Genomic DNA, 17,572 nt, shown 5'->3' on the forward strand with positions numbered 1-17,572 from the left:
AAGGTATGCTCCATTAGCACTGCATGACCGGGCAAAGAGCACTGTAAAGTTAATCTTCCCGTACGGGATATTTGCTTCATTCAGCCAGGGCTGATCCTGCATACAATGCAGTGACCATGCAAATCAGCGAGGGAGAATCCTCCCTCTCAGACAGGAGAGTGCGAGTGTGAAGGCAAAACCGGTGAACGCAGTACAGAGCAAATGGATTAAGACCAAATTGCTGCTCCGCAATGCTTCGATCAAGCCTTTTATCCCCGATACCCGAAGATTTAATAGAAGTAATCTGGAGCAGATGATTTACAGCTACGGCATGATCTATGTGAAGCCGGAACGGGGAACCTACGGGAATGGGGTCATCCGGGCGGAGCGTGGGGAGCGGCAGGGCTTCACGTACCAGTATGAGGAGAAGATTCGTCATTTTGATACCTTTGAAGCTTTTCACAAGAGTCTGGCGAAGAAGACAGGCGGAAGAAGCTATTTGATTCAAAAAGGCATTCATCTGCTGAAGCATAACCGGCGCCGCTTCGATATCCGGGTAATGGTGCAGCTTAGTCCTAAGGGGGTCTGGGAAGCTACTGGAATCATTGGAAGACTGGGGCATCCGCACAAAATTGTTACCAACTATCACAGCGGAGGCAAACCGATGGCGATCGAAACGCTGCTCTCCACTCATATGACTTCTAACCGGCTCGGACAACTGACAGACGAATTGAATAGACTGGGAACCCGTATGGCCGCTCATATGCAGAAAACCTATCCCCGTATCCGCCATATCGGTGTGGATGTCGGGCTGGACCGCTCCCTGACGCCATGGATTATTGAAGTGAACATGAATCCGGACCCTTATATCTTCAATCAGCTGAAGGATAAATCCATGTACAGAAAAGTCATGAGGTACCGGCGTTTTGGCATGAAACACTAAAGCTGTATATTCCATAAATGAGCCAGTCCTAGCAGCGATTCTTCAGTTATTGGAGAATCGCTGTTCGCGTTTTTGGACATTCCGGGATACTTCCTTTGGCTTGTGAAAAAAAATAGGGGATTTCAAACTTTTTACGGGTATCCGTTCAAAGAGAATTTGTCAGACGTTAACGAAGCTTGAAGTGTTCACAGTCTTTTTGTCGAAAAAAAGCGAAAGTGGCTAAGAGTGTGATCTACTTCAGCGAAAAGAACGAGTGAGCGTTGTAGAGTTAAGAAGTTAAGCTGTTAACACTCATATGATTAGAGCGATTATCTTGCGAATCTGGCGAGTATTACCGATACTATTTGGTATACATACAGAGGCTCATAAATAGTCTGAACAAGCAGTGGATCAGTCGAAGGGGGAGATATTGTGGAATTATTGGAAGAAATCATGTTCCTGCACAAAGGCGGCAAACTCGAAACAACCTTAAAGAATCCGATCCTGACGAAAGAGGACTTATCCAAAGTATATACACCAGGAGTAGCAAAGGTTTGTCAGGCAATTGCTGCGGATCAGGCCCAGGCGTATAAACTGACGACGAAGAAAAACACTGTAGCCGTGATATCCGATGGAACCGCAGTGCTCGGTCTTGGAGATATAGGCCCGCGAGCGGCCATGCCCGTTATGGAAGGCAAAGCGGCGCTGTTCAAGCAGTTCGCCAATGTGGATGCCGTCCCCATCTGCCTGGATTCGAAAGATACGGAAGAGATTATTACCATTGTAAAAGCACTTGCCCCTACCTTCGGCGGCATTAATCTTGAGGATATATCCTCACCCCGTTGTTTTGAGATCGAACAGAGACTGCGGAATGAGCTGGATATCCCTGTGTTTCATGATGACCAGCACGGTACGGCCATTGTTGTGCTTGCCGGGCTGCTGAACGCCCTGAAGGTATGCGGGAAGCAGATCAAGGATGTCAAAATTGTGGTAAACGGTATTGGCGCAGCCGGTATCTCCGTATCCAAAATGCTGCTGCAGGCCGGAGCCGTGAATCTGATCGGTGTGGACCGGGAAGGGGCCATCAACCGGACCGTTCAATATAACCGTGCACATTGGAGCGAATTCGCCCAGCTGACGAATCCGAACCTGGAGAGCGGCCAGCTGTCGGATGTAATCAAGGGTGCGGATGTCTTTGTGGGTGTTTCGGCACCGGATGTGCTGAAGCTGGAAGATGTGATGAATATGGCTGAAGATTCCATCGTGTTTGCGATGGCGAATCCCATGCCGGAGATTGATCCTGCTATCGCTGCGCCGCATGTAAGAGTAATGGCGACAGGCCGTTCGGACTATCCGAATCAGATTAATAATGTGCTATGCTTCCCGGGTATTTTTAGAGGGGCGCTGGATTGTGAAGCAACCGACATTAATGACGAGATGAAGCTGGCGGCGGCTGAGGCGATTTCCTCGGTGATAGATCCAGCGGATCTTCATGAGGAATATATTATCCCGGATGCCTTTGATCCGCGGGTAGTGGAAAGAATCCGCGATGCCGTTGCTGCAGCGGCGTTCAAAAGCGGAGTCTCTCATAAAAACCTGCAGAACAGCGATCATATATAAAAATAAAACAACAGCGCGGCCGTCCCGAGTGGACGGCCGCGCTGTTTGCTAATAACGGCTGCGGTTTATTTCATACTTTCTGCCAGTGCTGTGAAGATTACACCTAGTGCGTAAGCCCCGGCATCCGGGTAGCCGATGCTGCGTTCACCGACGGTGCCGGCTCTGCCCATCCGGGCCACGATGGCCTCCGTGCTCTTGGCGCCCTGAACGGCGGCCGCGGCGGCTTTGGTGAAAGCGGCATGTAGCGTGTCACCTTGCTCGGCGCTGCTCTGCCACGATTCAGCGCAAGGTACCAGAGCGTCAATCAGGGTTTTGTCGCCGACGACGGCTCCCCGTCCGAAAGAACGTTCGCCCGTATCCTGAATGCCCTGGACCGTAGCGGCGAGCATCTTAGCGACTTCGTGAATGGACAAGGAGGTCATGCTGTCTGCAGATTTACCTGCCGCACGGAACGCGGAGCCCCAGATCGGACCGGAAGCACCCCCGCAATGCTCCATAATAATCAGGGAACAGCCTTTAAGGAAGGTGCCAATGTCTTGGGAGTGATTCTCCAGGAGATCCGGCCACTCCTTCTTCAACTGCTTGAAGCCCTTCGCCACGCTCATACCGAAATCGCCGTCTCCTGCGTGAGCATCCAATTCGCAGAAGGGTACCTCGTTCTCGATAATGATCTCGCTCATCTGGTCGATGAGATAGATGACGTTGGACAGTGACAAGCGTTCGTCCTTAATGGCTGCATATTCAGGATTAGTCTCATTGGTATAGCTAACTTCTCTGGCATCGGTGTGCCGTTCCAGAGGATCTGTATATAGAACAGGTTCAGAGGCGCCTGTAATTCTTAAGACCGGTGTATCACAGGCTGCGGCCAGCCACTGGTTCAGCTCATCATCAAGATGCATCAGGGTCACAGAAGCGCCAGCCATATCAATGCTGGTCATAAAGTTGCCGACGAGCGTGCGGCGGACAACAATACCGCGTTCTGACAGTTCGCGCATTACCGCGTTGTTCAGAACGTACAATTCCTGCAGCGGTGTGGCTCCGAAGCCATTGATAAGAACGGCGGTTTCCTGGCCGGTCTTACCCTCAAGCTGCAGATTTGCCAGCAGAGAGGAGACCATGCGTCCGGCAAGCTCGTCAGCGCTCACGACCTTTTCCTTGCGGATACCCGGTTCACCATGGATGCCGACACCATATTCCATTTCATCCTCTGCCAGCTGGAAGGTAGGGGTGCCTTTGGTTGGAACAGTACAGGAGGTAAAAGCAAATCCAATACTGCGGACCCGATCCGCTGCATGCTGGGCCGTCCGCTTCACTTCCTCCAGGGACAGGCCGGCCTCCGCTGCGGCTCCCGCGATTTTATGCACAAACACGGTCCCTGCCACACCTCTTCTGCCAACAGTATACAGGCTGTCCTCCACCGCAATGTCATCTTCGACCTTCACGTAGTCGACCTGAATCCCGTCTTCAATCGCCAGCTGTGCTGCATTCCTGAAGTTCATAATATCGCCGCTGTAATTTTTGATGATCAGGAGGGTGCCTTTGCTGCCAGCAGTATTGCGGATAGCTTGATATACCTGGATCTGGGACGGAGAGGCGAATACATCCCCGCAGACTGCGGCATCCAGCATGCCTTGACCCACAAACCCCGCATGGGCAGGTTCATGTCCGCTGCCGCCGCCGCTTATCAGGGTGACCTTCTGTTCGTTGAGCGCTTTTTTGGCAATGATCTTGTATTTGCTGTCAAAAGCCAGCTCTGGATGGGCCATCACCAAACCATTTGCCATTTCGCGGACTAAAGTTTCCGGCTGATTGATTATCTTTTTCATGTGGCGCTTACACCTTGCCTTTCTTGAAGGCCTGGCCTAACTGATCGGCAACGGTGATCGCTGCAGCTACCGCTTCCGGTGTGACCGGGAATGGCATGGAGTGGATCGACTCTTCTGGGATACAAGCTTTGCGGGCTACTTCCAGCAGTTCTTCCTTAGTAATGGATTCCACGCCGATGTCGGCAAGGCATACAGGAAGACCTACTGAAACGCAGAATCCGAGTACTTCCTGGATTTCGGAGCTCTCTGCATTCTCCAGCACTAATTGGGCCAATGTACTGAAGGCTACTTTCTCACCATGGTAATAATGATGACTGCCTTCCAGCACCGTCAGACCATTGTGGATAGCATGCGCTGCCGCAAGACCGCTGCTCTCAAAGCCAAGGCCGGACAGCAGGATATTGGTCTCGATAATATTTTCCAGGGCAGGGGTAACCACGTTCTGATCACAAGCAAGCTTAGCCTGGACGCCGTCCTCCAGCAGAGTTTCGTAGCATACACGGGCCAGCGCGAGCGCGGCTTTGGTTCCTTTGGCCTCTGTGCTCACACCTTCACGTACACCGCAGGGAAGGCCGGCATTGACGTTGGAGAAGGATCTCGAAGTAGCTCTGGCTTCAAAATATGTGGATAAAGCGTCTCCCATCCCTGATACCAGGAATCTCGAAGGGGCCTGCGCGATAATGGTTGTATCGATCATGACCACGGAAGGACTTTGTTTGAAATAGGCATAGTCATCAAAAGCGCCTTCCGGCGTATACAGGACAGCCGAATGGCTGGTAGGAGCGTCAGTTGCTGCAATGGTGGGAACGATGATTAAGGCATCCCCTTCGGCTACGCATTTTGCCGTATCAATCGCTTTGCCTCCGCCGAGGCCAATGGTACAGGAACAAGCATGTTCACGGGCAAGCGCCTGCAGTCTGGCCACTTCCTGACGGGAGCACTCCCCATGGAAATTCCCCGTGATCAGGGTAATGCCGAACTTGCTGCTGGTGGCATCCAGCTTGGCTTGGACACGCTTCACATCATCCGGGTGAGCGATCAGCAGGGCCGAGTCTCCGAAGGTTTTGACAAAGTACCCCAGGTTAAGCAGCTCGTCTTCACCCTGGATATATTTGGTAGGGCTGATGAACACTTTTCTCATGACTTGTTCCTCCTAAAGTTTTGTTAGCAACGCATCCTTGAACAGCTTCGTACAAAACTGGCTTCGGAAGCGTACGCTTAATATATCTTCATTATAGACACGGGTTGTGACAGATGCATGGAAGTAATCAAGCGAGTTTAAGCGTTTTCAGATCGTAAATTCTTGTTATTTTTGATGAAAATATAATTATCTTGTTCTATGATGCCAGAGTTCGATATAATTCAAGAATAGAACAGGCGTTATTCTGCCAGAGATGGAGACCGGATGATGTTACAGTCGAAATATGACCTAAAGTCGATTATTGATCTTGAAAAGTGGCATGCGCTACAGGATTCATTGTCTCTTGTTACACAAATGGCAATAATCACAGTCGATTATAAAGGGGTTCCAGTGACCCGGCACAGCCGTTGCCAATCCTTCTGTCAAGCGGTGCGACAGGATGCAGAGCTATCCTCTTACTGCCAGAAATGTGATGCGCGCGGTGGCCTCGAAGCGGTCCGGCTGAACGAGCCTTATGTGTATTTATGTCATTTCAACATTCTTGATATAGCCATTCCCATAACGGTTGACAATCAGTATGTTGGAGCTGTGATGGCGGGGCAGGTCAGGCTTGCGGAGAGCAATCATTCACGTCTGGAGCAGATTGTATCCCGCCCGGGTACCCCCGAGAGCGCAAGCACGTTCGCAGATTTAAGACCGGAATATGAGCAGCTGCCCGTTATGTCATATGCACAAGTGAAGCTGATTGCTGATATGCTGTCCCATCTGTGCAATTATATAGTTGAAGAAGCCAGCCGCAAAAATGAAATTATGGATTTGTACCAGCAGTCACTGGCGGCACCGACGGTTGATATTATGCCCAGTAAGGTGCTGGCAGATTCGATGTATTCAAACGTTCAAGCGGGGCATAAGGAGCTGACTGGTGTACGTGCACCGATCGAAAGTGGAGATATATTACCACCTGTTTCAGCCGAACCTTTGGTCAGCTGTTCCAATAAAGCCTTGCAGCCGGCCTTTGATTATATTTACAGCCACAAGCACGAGAATTTCACGCTGGAGTCAATGGCACAGCTCTGCCATATTAGCCCCAGTTATTTCAGCCGTTTATTCGTAAAAGAGAGCGGAGAGAACTTCTCAGTCTATGTCTCCCGGCTCAAAATCATGTGGGCCAAGCAGCTTCTGGAGACAACAGAGCTGTCTATTAATCAGATCAGTGATCATCTCAGCTTTTGCGATGCCGGATATTTCATCAAAATCTTCAAAAAACATGAGCAGCAGACTCCTGCAGCCTACCGCTCATGGATAAGGGGGAAATGAGGGCTGTAGGGGAAGTCATAATTTTCCGGGGAAAGGGGATATTATTGGAGTGGATACACAGCGAATTCTGATCGCAAAGCTGGGAGCTGCCCCGCTTGTTCCTTTACAATCAACCCGGTAACCTATATAATCAATTTAATTGTATATAGATGTACCCGGAGGAGCCTGCCAACAGCGGGCTCTTTTTGCGTTCTTTTATGGAAATTTAAGGCAGGAGGCATTGCATATGACCCTTAGACAGAACGGCGAAAGTATTATGGTGTGTGTCCATTACGGTCCGCACGGACAGCGGCTGATTCAAAGAGGAAGCCAGTTATCCAAGCTGCTCGGCGCTCCCCTATGTGTACTCACTGTGGATTCGTCCAAGGATAATGAGTACAACCATGAGAAAGAACAATATCTCTCCGGGTGGGAGAAGCTTACCAAGGAAGCCGGGGGAGAATTTCTGGTCCGGAAATGCCTGGGGAAGAAACCAGCTGAAGTCATTGTGAGCACTGCCCGGGAGCGGGGAGTTACGCAGATTATTATTGGGAAGTCCGGCCAGACGTTATGGCAGGAGATTACACGGGGGAATTTTATCAATGACCTGGTTGAACTGGTTGGCCCCATTGATCTCCATATTGTAGCTGTACAGCGCTATCCCGATCTCTTGGAACAGTCCCATGAACAAGGCTTTAACGCTTATTTGGTGAAACAGGGTGAAACGTATGAGCTTGCGGAAGAGCCTGATGGGGAAGAATCAGAATTTTTGAAAGGTGTGTTCTTTCGCGAACTGGACACTGATTTCAATACCGGCTTGTTCAAAAAGGTAGAGAACGGCGAAGCGGAGTATTTACGGATTGTGCAAGGAGTCTGGGTAAAGCCGGGCAAATAGATTACTGATGTAAAGAGGGGGAGTGCTAAGCTGTGCTGCATGCTGCTATCTTGATTCCATTTCTGCTGGCTGTTCTGGTCCCGCTCGTTAAGCGTATCCCGCGGCTTCATACCGGGTGGGCGGTGCTGCCTGTTCCAACGGTTCTTTTTGTATACTTTCTGATGAAGATACCGGATGTTCAAGCTGGTGAAAATACGGTTGCTACGATATCCTGGATGCCTTCGCTCGGGATTGATATTACCCTGGTACTCGATGGCCTAAGTCTTCTGTTCGCCCTGCTGATTACAGGGATGGGGGCTCTTGTAGTTCTATATTCCATCTATTATCTGAACAGCCGGATGGAATCTATCCGCAACTTCTATATGTATTTGCTGATGTTCATGGGAGCGATGCTGGGCGTAGTCCTATCTGACAACCTGATGGTGCTCTACGGGTTCTGGGAGTTGACCAGTATTACCTCTTTCCTGCTGATTGCTTTCTGGCACCGCCGGGAACGATCACGCTATGGAGCGCTCAAGTCGATGCTGATTACCGTGTTCGGGGGACTGGCGATGTTTGCCGGGTTCAACCTGCTGTATGTGATGAGCGGAACCTACAGCATCCGGGAGATTATCCTGCAAGCCAGTCGGCTGTCAGTGGAACCGATGTTTCTTCCGGCCATGCTGCTGATTCTTCTGGGCGCTTTCACCAAATCGGCTCAATTTCCGTTTCATATCTGGCTTCCTGATGCGATGGAGGCACCTACTCCGGTCAGTGCCTATCTCCATTCGGCAACAATGGTCAAAGCAGGCTTGTATCTGGTAGCGCGGCTTACGCCTGTATTTGCCGGGCAGCCGGAATGGTTCTGGCTGGTCTCCATATGTGGACTTGTTACTCTTTTGTATGGCTCGTTCAAAGCGATCAAGCAAACCGATCTGAAGGCGATGCTTGCCTTCTCTACAGTCAGCCAACTGGGCTTAATCATGTGCCTGCTGGGATTGGGCTCTGCCGCAGCCTTTTTCCCAGGTACAGAGGAATCGGTATTCTATGCAATGGCTACTGCGGCAGCTGTCTTTCATCTGATCAACCATGCCGTGTTCAAGGGAACCCTGTTTATGGTGGTTGGCATCGTAGACCATGAGACGAATACAAGGGATCTGCGCAAGCTGGGAGGCTTAATGTCCCTCATGCCAGTCACCTTTTCTGTGGCGCTTATCGGAGCCTTTTCCATGGCTGGTCTTCCGCCGTTCAGCGGATTCCTGAGTAAGGAGATGTTCTTCACCGCCGTGGTGAATATCCGTGAGCTGGATCTATGGAGCACTCCGTCCTGGCTTGTGCTTATTCCTGTCATTGCCTGGATCGCGAGCGTATTTACTTTTGTGTACAGCATGATCCTGGTCTTCAGAACATTCACCGGCAAGCTACAGCCGGAGAGGCTGGATAAAGTGCCGCATGAAGCTCCGCCGGGGCTTTTGTTCGCCCCGGTACTGCTTGTTTCCTTGACTGTCATCTTTGCTATCTTCCCCGACCTGTTGAGTTCATCCTTGATCGAACCCGCAACCGCTTCGATTCAATACGGGCTTCTGCCAGCGGAGGAGGGATTCCATGTCCCTATTCATTTCTGGCATGGCTGGACACCGGAAATCTTCATGACCCTGGGTGTAATTGCTGCCGGTATGCTTTTGTATAGAGGCTACAGCAGATTGCGGATACTGGATCGGGAGTGGAACGGGCGGGATTCGCTTAACCGCATGTATGATCTTGGACTCCGCGCTCTGGAAGGCGGATCCGCCCGCTTCACCAATCTATATATGACCGGGAGCAACCGGAATTATCTGCTGTATATCTTCGGATTTTTCATTATTGCCCTCGGAAGTACACTGATAGGAGCGCAGGGGATCACCCTGGGAATGTCAGATTATGCTCCGATCTCAATATACGAAATAGCAGTAGTTGCAGTCATGCTGGCTGCCGCCATCGCAGTCCCTTTTGCCAAGTCAAGAGTCAACGCCATTCTATTCACAGGTGCAGTCGGCTATATGGTGACCTTACTGTTTGTGATCTTCCGTGCGCCTGATCTTGCTTTAACCCAAATGATCATAGAAACGGTATCGGTAATCCTGTTCCTGCTGTGTTTCAAATATTTGCCGAAGCTGAAGCAAGAAAAGGAAAAGGCTTCTTTCAAATGGCTGAATCTCATCATCGCTGTTGGAGTTGGCTTAACGATGACACTGATCGCACTGGCCGCGATGGGAAGCAGCCCCTTTGCTCCAATCTCGGAATTTTTCCTGAAAGAAAGCTATTCCCAGGCCGGCGGCAAAAATGTGGTTAATGTCATTCTGGTAGATTTCAGAGGTTTCGACACTCTGTTCGAGATTATGGTTCTTGGCATTGCATCTCTTGGAATTTATGGACTCGTCCATCTGAGAATGGAACCAGGAACTTTGACACCGGCGGAGAAAGGCAAACCGGCAGCTTATTTGTTTCCGCTGCGCAGCAATGATGTGATTCTGCGGACGATGTCCAAGGGAATTGTGTTGATCATTCTTGTCTTCTCACTGTATTTATTTTTTGCCGGACATAATCACCCGGGCGGCGGATTTATTGGTGCTCTGATGACATCTGCCGGTTTGATTCTAATGTCAATTTCTCTGGGAATCGAACCTGTCCGTAAGTTTCTTCCGGTCAATTACCGCATTCTCACAGCGGTGGGGCTGCTGATCGCTATTCTGACAGCGGCCGGTTCCTTTGCCTTTGGAGCGCCATTCCTGAGCCATTCCTTTGGCCATTTTGATCTGCCGCTGCTTGGAGATACAGAGCTTGCGACAGCTGTACTGTTCGATCTCGGAGTCTATCTGGCGGTAATCGGCGTGACGATGAATATTATTTTTACCATAAGGGGGGATGAGTGATATGGAAGGGATGATGGCTGTTGCAGTCGGTATTTTATTTACGGTCGGCGTGTATCTGATTTTATCTAGAACCCTGCTGCGGATTGTACTCGGTACTTCCTTGCTTACCCATGGCGTCCATCTGCTTCTTCTAACTATGGCCGGGCTAAAAAAAGGAGCTGCACCTGTACTGGGCGGTGAGGCGGATGCCTATGTAGATCCATTACCGCAGGCGCTGATTCTGACCTCCATTGTGATCAGCTTCGGGGTTACAGCGTTCTTCTTCGTCCTAGCCTATCGTGCCTATCAGGCACACGGGACGGATGATATGGACTCTGTCCAGGAGGAGGGATCATGAATAATCTCTTGGTTATGCCGATCCTGATTCCCTTGTGCACCGCCGTTATCTTGATGTTTCTGAAAGAACAGGTGCTGCTGCAGCGGTTCATAAGCACATTCAGCGGCATTCTGAATCTTGTACTGTCCTGGATGCTGGTATCCCGTATCCATGAGCAAGGTATACTGACCTTGCATATGGGCGGCTGGGCTCCGCCTTACGGCATTGTCCTGGTTGGAGATATGTTGGCAGCACTGCTTGTACTGACAGCTTCAGCCGTGAGCCTGGGGATCCTGCTCTATTCATTCACCAGCATTGGTGCAGCTCGGGAAAGGTTCTTTTATTATTCATTTTTTCAATTTCTTCTAGTAGGCGTATACGGTTCTTTTCTGACGGGCGATATGTTCAATTTGTTTGTCTTTTTTGAAGTCATGCTCATCTCGTCTTATGCGCTGATCTCACTCGGAGGAAAGAAGCATCAGCTTAGGGAGACATCAAAATATCTGTTGATTAATATTGTGTCCTCGGCGCTCTTTGTAGCGGCAGTCGCCTATCTGTATGCGGCAGTGGGCACACTGAATATGGCCCATCTATCCCAGCGCATAGCCGAGACAGGACAAAGCGGCGTCCTGAATGTGATCGCTGTGCTGTTCCTGACTGTCTTCGCTCTCAAAGCCGGGCTATTCCTTTTCTTCTGGCTTCCCGGCTCTTACAGTGCACCGCCTTCAGCGGTTCGTGCCTTGTTCGGAGCGCTTTTGACCAAAGTGGGGCTATACGCGATTATACGGACATTCACGCTCGTCTTTGCCGGTGATCCTGACTTCACACACAGCTGGATCGCCTGGATGGCGGCGGCCACGATGATTCTGGGTGCGATAGGCGCTGTTGCATACAATGACATTCCCCGCATCCTGAATTACAACGTGATTATCAGTGTGGGCTTTGTTGCCTTCGGTCTATCTGCAGGAACACCGGATGCGCTGGGCGGAACCGTCTTTTATCTGCTGCATGATATGCTGGGCAAAGGCCTCATGTTCATTCTTGGAGGATTAATCATTGCTGCTGCGGACACAGACCGGCTTAAGGGCATGGGGGGGCTGATCAAACGTTACCCTGTAATGGGCTGGATTTTTTTCGCGCTGTCTTTGACGCTTGCCGGTATTCCTCCCTTCAGCGGGTTTCCCGGCAAAGTGCTGATCATCCGCGGAGGGCTGGATTCGGGAATGCTGACGTTAAGCTTAATCGGGCTTGCCTCCAGTCTGCTTGTGCTGTATTCACTGATCAAGGTGTTCAAGCTGGCTTTCTGGGGTAACCCCCCGGACCAGGAACTGCCTAAGGTAAATCTTAAAGGCGGGACGGCAGTAGCCGCTGGACTCCTGGTTCTGGTCATTATGATGGGCCTTGGAGCAGAGAGGGTAAGTACGTATGTATCACAGGCAGGGGAAGTCCTTAGTTCCCCACGGCTTTATATTGAAGCTGTACTGAAGGAGTAGATGAAGATGGCTATCCAAATCTTATTGAACCTGATGACTGCATTTCTGTGGATGATGCTGACGGGTGACGGGTCAGGCTCAAGCTTTGTCATTGGTTATCTGCTGGGGTGCGGAATTCTGATGGTGCTGCATAAATTCCTGCCTGATCCGCTCTATTTGAAACGGGTGTGGTCCATTGTGAAGCTGCTGGTGCTTTTCTTGCGGGAACTGGTGTTATCCAGCTTCGTGGTTATCGGGCAAATCCTCCGGCCCAGACTGACGATCCGCCCGGGGATCTTCGCTTATGAGACTGCACTTCACTCCGACTTTGAAGTCACTCTGCTGTCATGCCTTATATGTCTGACACCAGGGACGCTTACACTGGAAGTCTCGGGCAGCGGCCGGACCCTCTATATTCACGCAATGGATATTGAAGATGCCGGACAGCTCTCCCTCCAGATCAAGGGAACCTTTGAAAAGGCAATTATGGAGGTGACCCGGCTATGATTGCTGTACTGCTTAATCTTGCGCTAATTATCCTGTCATTAGCCATGCTGGCCTGTTTGTACCGGCTGATTCAGGGACCTACGCGCTCAGACCGGATTACTGCACTCGACACGATGGGCATCAATCTGCTGGCGGTGATCACAGTGCTGAGCATCCAGCAGAAGACGGAGGATTATATCGAAATTGTTCTTGTGATCGGAATTCTGACCTTTATTGGAACTACGGCATTAGCAAGGTATATTGAAAGAGATGCAGTTATCGAACAGGGAGGTGATGAACTTGACCGGTGAGCTGCTGATTGCGATCCTGGTGCTGCTCGGCGCTTTATTTTGCGGGCTTGGGGCGTTCGGGCTTGTCCGTCTGCCGGATGTTTATCTACGGTCCCATGCCGCGACCAAGAGCGCAACGTTAGGTGTATTATGTGTGCTCCTGGGAGCCTTTCTGTTTTTTTTCTTCTATATAGATATAGTCAGTATCAAGCTGCTGCTGGCGATTGTATTTGTCTTCATCACATCCCCCGTAGCCGGTCATCTGAATGGCCGGGCGGCCTACCGGTCCGGTGTGCCCTTATGGAAGGGAAGCGTGCTTGATGACCTGAAGCCGGTACTGGAGGAGGGCGTGACGAAGCAGTCAACCTCTGAGGATAAGTGCCAGCATGCTACTAAGGAAGAATAGAAGTATAATCTTAGATACTTAGCCTAAGTCTCATCATTTTGAAAAATGGGGTGTCGTATGAATCACTTCGATGAAACGTTTATCCAGGTCCTGATTCTGCTAGCCATTTCGATAGGCGTTATAGCGGTGGCGAAAAAGGTCAATCAACCGTATTCCATTGCGCTGGTTATGGTAGGACTTCTCCTGGGATTGGTTCGTGTTCCAGTACTGGAGGAGGCAGAAGTTTTTATTACACAGTCTCATGTGTTTCAGGCGATTATTATCTCATTATTCCTGCCTATTCTCCTGGGAGATGCTACCCTTAAGCTACCCTTTTTCCATCTGATGGAACAGCGCAAGCCGGTGCTGGCTTTGGCTTTTGGCGGAACTCTGTTGTCATTTCTGTTAATCGGTCTGGCAGTTTATTGGGGCTTGGGTCTTCCTTTGATCGTCTCCTTCACTTTTGCGGCGTTGATGAGCGCAACGGATCCTATAAGTGTGATATCCATTTTCAAATCACTGGGTGTTCCCAAGCATATCGTGACCATCATCGAAGGGGAGTCATTATTTAACGACGGTATTGCTGTTGTGCTGTTCCAGATTTCTTCTGTATACCTGCTGTCCTATATGGAGATGGGGTGGGCGGGGATCGGCAGCGGAATTCTGCTGTTTCTGAAGTTTGCGCTGGGGGGCATTCTGGTCGGTGCGATTATGGGTTATGTATTCTCACAGCTGATCCGCCTTTATGATGATTTCCCGCTGGAGATTGGCTTTTCCATGCTGCTGTTTTTTGGGAGCTACTTCATTTCAGAGCATTTTAATGTCTCGGGGGTTATTGCTGTAGCGGTCAGCGGGTTGATCTTTGGCAATTATGGGGCGCGGGTCGGCATGTCCGAGACTACGAAGACGAACATTAACTCCTTTTGGGACGTGATTACCCTTGTAGCGAATTCTCTGATCTTCCTGATGATTGGTCTGGAGATCAAGAATATCAACTTCTCCGATAAGTGGTGGCTTATTCTTGCTGCGATAGTAATAGTACTGTTGGGTAGAACGGTAGCGCTGTACACCAGCCTTGCTTTTATGAAGAATTTCCCGGGCTCCTGGAAAAGTGTGCTGAATTGGGGCGGACTCAAGGGAAGCTTGTCCATTGCGCTTGCCTTGAGTCTGCCCATGTCCTTTGAAGGCAGGCAGGATATATTAGTACTGACGTTCAGTGTGGTCTTATTCTCATTGCTGGTTCAAGGGCTGTCGATCAAGCCGCTGGTGAAAAAGCTTAGATTAACGCAGGACATCCGCTCTACACAAAAATAGGTTGATAACCTAAGTACTTTGTGATTTAATGCAGTAGTGGTATTGATACAGTCGGCGGAGAGGTCAATGTGGTCAAGGAAAATAAGATTCAAATACCGGGGTGGTTCGGTTTGATCAGACTATCTGTAGTCGCAGCACTATATAATAAAGAGAACAGTATCCGTCAGCTCTACGAGAGCATTAAGAGTGCCATGGAGAGCCGGACGGAGAACTATGAGATTGTGTTTGTCAACGATGGCAGCAGGGATCGCAGCGTTGGTATTCTGGAGGAGATCGCCCGGTCCGATTCAGCAGTGAAGGTCATCCATTTCGAGAAAAACTGCGGCCAGACCGCAGCGATCTGGGCGGGAATGAAAGCGTCCGGCGGAGAGCTGATCGCCCTGCTCGATGCGGATATGCAGACCGATCCACGTGACATTTTCCGGTTGATGCCGTTTATAGAGCGGGTAGATTTCGTGAACGGCAAACGGATGGACCGCAAGGGTCCGCTGCTTCACAGGACGCTGCTCCGGCTCGTAAACGGGCTGCGGAATTTCCTCACTGGCGACAGCCTGTATGATGCACAGTGCCCCATGAAGCTGATGAGACGCGAAGTGGCGGACAGCTTTCATTTATACAGCGGGATGCACCGGTATTTACCCACACTGGCGAAGATGAACGGCTATTCTGTAATTGAGGTGTCGGTGAGCCATCAAGGAGGAAAAGACGGAGGGTACCGTTATGGTGCTTTTAACCGTATCTTCGTAGGCTTTATGGACGCAGTTGTTATCGGCAGGCTGCAAAAGCGGGTTATCCATTACCGGATCAAAGGCGATTAATTTTTTTGAAAGGAAATGAATTATTTCATGAAGAAATCATTGAACAGCATTCTAAATCGGCCTATTCTTTTGTTCAGTTTCGTGCTGCTGCTTAAAAGTGCCGTGGCCTGGTTTGTCGTGTTCAGCGACGGTCCGAACTGGAGTATGGTTTTCACCGAAATTCCTTTTTTCATTATTGTGTTTAGTCTGATTGAATGGCTGTCTTCCAAACGAAAGATCTTGTATTATATGATAGCCAATTTATTTATTACCGTTATTTATTTTTCCGTCCTGATGTATTACAAGTATTATGGCGTAATTGCCACCTACCATGCGCTGCAGCAAGCAGACAAAGTTACGAAGGTCGGAGAGAGCACCTATTCCCTGATCACGCCGTATTATCTGTTTATTTTTGTGGACATCGTCTTCTTCCTGCTCTTTATGTTCCGTCCCAAATATATTGCCAAGTGGAAGGAAAGAGGGGCGTACCGGCTCAGTCGTCCTGTTCTGCTTACCGTGACCGCTGTATCGCTCGGCTTGTGTGTCTTCAATATCTTGCCTAACCATGCGAGCATGAATGAGATCAAAAAAGCGGAAAGTATGGGGATTCTGAATTACGAGGTGTATACGCTGTTTGCGGACAGCACGGAGAAGGAAGAACTTATTGACAGCAAGGAGATTACCCAGCAGGCGGTGGATGCGATCAAAGGCGTCCAGACTCCCCAGTCCCCGAAATACCAGGGTGCCGATAAGGGTAAAAACCTGATTGTAGTACAGATGGAATCGTTCCAGAACTTCCTGATCGGGCTGACCATCGATGGTCAGGAGATCACTCCGAACATCAACAAGCTGGCACACAGCAACACGTATTTTAATAATTTTTACTCCAATGCAGGCCAGGGTACAACCTCGGATGCCGAGTTCGTGGTCAACTCTTCATTTTATGTGCCGAAGAACGAACCTGCAACATCATCGCCTTATATGAGAAAATCCGTGCCCAGCTTGCCGAAGCTGCTGAGTGCGAACGGTTATTTTACCGCTACTTTCCATACCAACAGTGTGGACTTCTGGAATCGCAAGGACTTGTACAAAGCGATAGGCTTTGACAAATATTATGACCAGTCGTTCTTTGGTGATGATGACCATATCGCGTTCGGGTCTTCGGATGAAGTGCTATTTGCCAAAACAGTACCGGAGCTTGTCGCATTAGATGCCAAGGACCAGCCTTTCTATGCTATGGTCATTTCTATGAGTGCACATCATCCATTCCGGCTCCCGGAAGAGAAGTTCAAGATGAAGCTGCCGGAGCGCTATCAAGGTACGCTGCTTGGCGATTATATTCAGGCTCAGAATTATGCGGACTATGCGATGGGGCAATTTCTGGAGGAGCTGAAGACCAGTGGATTGTGGGATGACAGTCTGATTGTATTCTACGGGGATCATCAGGGTGTGCCGATGTATACGCTTGGCAATGATGAGAAGGATCTGATGAAAGAAATGATCGGGCATGAGTATGGTTATACGGATATGTTCAATATTCCGTTCATTGTCCACTCCCCAAGCGGCTCACTGCCTCAGGTCATTGACCGGACAGGCGGACACATTGATATTCTGCCTACAGTGTCTAACTTGCTGGGTGTGCCGCTGCAGAATCAGCTGCATTTCGGTGAAGATCTGCTGAACTCTACTTCCAACCTGATCCCGTTCAGACATTTCCTGCCTACAGGTTCTTTCGTGAATAACACAAGTATTTATCTGACGGGGAATGATTATGAGGATGGAAGCAACTACAATCTAAGCGATAATTCGGTGACCAAAGGCGGCTCCACGGAAGCGCAGTTCGAAGCTGCGGAGCGGCTCCTGAACATGTCGAACAGTTATCTGCTGCAGCTTCCGGACCGGCCGGATCAGCAGTAACCCGGAACAGTAAGTATAGGGCTTG

15 protein-coding genes are annotated in these 17,572 nt (G+C 49.9%); 13 read left to right on the plus strand and 2 right to left on the minus strand.

Features of this window, described 5'->3' with window-relative positions; all coding sequences use genetic code 11:
• Positions 1-166 precede the first annotated feature (166 nt).
• Both AC0MA3_RS12260 and AC0MA3_RS12265 read left to right on the plus strand, forming a co-directional pair.
• A complete protein-coding gene (locus AC0MA3_RS12260; RefSeq protein WP_379153630.1) occupies positions 167-922 on the plus strand; it encodes a YheC/YheD family protein in 756 nt (251 codons plus the stop codon).
• A 432-nt stretch (positions 923-1,354) separates the two neighbouring features.
• Positions 1,355-2,521, plus strand: coding sequence for an NAD(P)-dependent malic enzyme (locus AC0MA3_RS12265; RefSeq protein ID WP_474656459.1), 1,167 nt, complete (start codon positions 1,355-1,357; stop codon positions 2,519-2,521).
• Positions 2,522-2,586: 65 nt separating this feature from the next.
• Here the strand turns inward: AC0MA3_RS12265 and dhaK are convergent, their stop codons facing one another.
• Positions 2,587-4,347, minus strand: a complete 1,761-nt coding sequence (gene dhaK / locus AC0MA3_RS12270; protein WP_474656406.1) for a dihydroxyacetone kinase subunit DhaK — start codon at positions 4,345-4,347, stop codon at positions 2,587-2,589.
• A gap of 7 nt (positions 4,348-4,354) precedes the next feature.
• Entirely contained in the window at positions 4,355-5,488 is a 1,134-nt protein-coding gene (locus tag AC0MA3_RS12275) for a glycerol dehydrogenase (RefSeq protein ID WP_379153626.1), read from the minus strand.
• 267 nt (positions 5,489-5,755) lie between these two features.
• Between AC0MA3_RS12275 and AC0MA3_RS12280 the strand changes: the two genes are divergently transcribed.
• The 11 genes from AC0MA3_RS12280 to AC0MA3_RS12330 all read left to right on the plus strand — a co-directional run bounded on the left by AC0MA3_RS12280 (position 5,756) and on the right by AC0MA3_RS12330 (position 17,547).
• Positions 5,756-6,805 carry a PocR ligand-binding domain-containing protein gene (locus AC0MA3_RS12280; protein ID WP_474656407.1) on the plus strand — a complete coding sequence of 350 codons (1,050 nt, stop codon included), beginning with the start codon at positions 5,756-5,758 and terminating at the stop codon, positions 6,803-6,805.
• Between the two features lie 226 nt (positions 6,806-7,031).
• Positions 7,032-7,679, plus strand: coding sequence for a universal stress protein (locus AC0MA3_RS12285; protein WP_474656408.1), 648 nt, complete (start codon positions 7,032-7,034; stop codon positions 7,677-7,679).
• Between the two features lie 32 nt (positions 7,680-7,711).
• Entirely contained in the window at positions 7,712-10,570 is a 2,859-nt protein-coding gene (locus tag AC0MA3_RS12290; protein WP_474656409.1) for a Na+/H+ antiporter subunit A, read from the plus strand.
• 1 nt (position 10,571) lies between these two features.
• Positions 10,572-10,907: a Na(+)/H(+) antiporter subunit C gene (locus AC0MA3_RS12295; protein ID WP_474656460.1), complete on the plus strand. Its 336-nt coding sequence runs from the start codon at positions 10,572-10,574 to the stop codon at positions 10,905-10,907.
• A complete protein-coding gene (locus tag AC0MA3_RS12300; RefSeq protein WP_474656410.1) occupies positions 10,904-12,379 on the plus strand; it encodes a Na+/H+ antiporter subunit D in 1,476 nt (491 codons plus the stop codon). Before AC0MA3_RS12295 ends, AC0MA3_RS12300 begins: the two co-directional genes overlap by 4 nt.
• 6 nt (positions 12,380-12,385) lie before the next feature.
• Positions 12,386-12,865 carry a Na+/H+ antiporter subunit E gene (locus AC0MA3_RS12305; RefSeq protein WP_379153614.1) on the plus strand — a complete coding sequence of 160 codons (480 nt, stop codon included), beginning with the start codon at positions 12,386-12,388 and terminating at the stop codon, positions 12,863-12,865.
• On the plus strand, positions 12,862-13,155 hold the full coding sequence (locus AC0MA3_RS12310) for a Na(+)/H(+) antiporter subunit F1 (protein WP_474656411.1): 294 nt from the start codon (positions 12,862-12,864) through the stop codon (positions 13,153-13,155). The genes AC0MA3_RS12305 and AC0MA3_RS12310 overlap by 4 nt, the downstream gene beginning before the upstream one ends.
• Positions 13,139-13,540, plus strand: a complete 402-nt coding sequence (gene mnhG, locus AC0MA3_RS12315) for a monovalent cation/H(+) antiporter subunit G (RefSeq protein WP_474656412.1) — start codon at positions 13,139-13,141, stop codon at positions 13,538-13,540. The genes AC0MA3_RS12310 and mnhG overlap by 17 nt, the downstream gene beginning before the upstream one ends.
• A 57-nt stretch (positions 13,541-13,597) precedes the next feature.
• Positions 13,598-14,833: a cation:proton antiporter gene (locus tag AC0MA3_RS12320; protein ID WP_474656413.1), complete on the plus strand. Its 1,236-nt coding sequence runs from the start codon at positions 13,598-13,600 to the stop codon at positions 14,831-14,833.
• 110 nt (positions 14,834-14,943) lie between these two features.
• Positions 14,944-15,651: a glycosyltransferase family 2 protein gene (locus AC0MA3_RS12325; protein ID WP_474656414.1), complete on the plus strand. Its 708-nt coding sequence runs from the start codon at positions 14,944-14,946 to the stop codon at positions 15,649-15,651.
• A gap of 27 nt (positions 15,652-15,678) precedes the next feature.
• Positions 15,679-17,547, plus strand: coding sequence for an LTA synthase family protein (locus tag AC0MA3_RS12330; RefSeq protein ID WP_379153603.1), 1,869 nt, complete (start codon positions 15,679-15,681; stop codon positions 17,545-17,547).
• The last annotated feature ends 25 nt before the right edge of the window (positions 17,548-17,572 follow it).

This window comes from Paenibacillus sp. LS-5, from assembly GCF_056121505.1.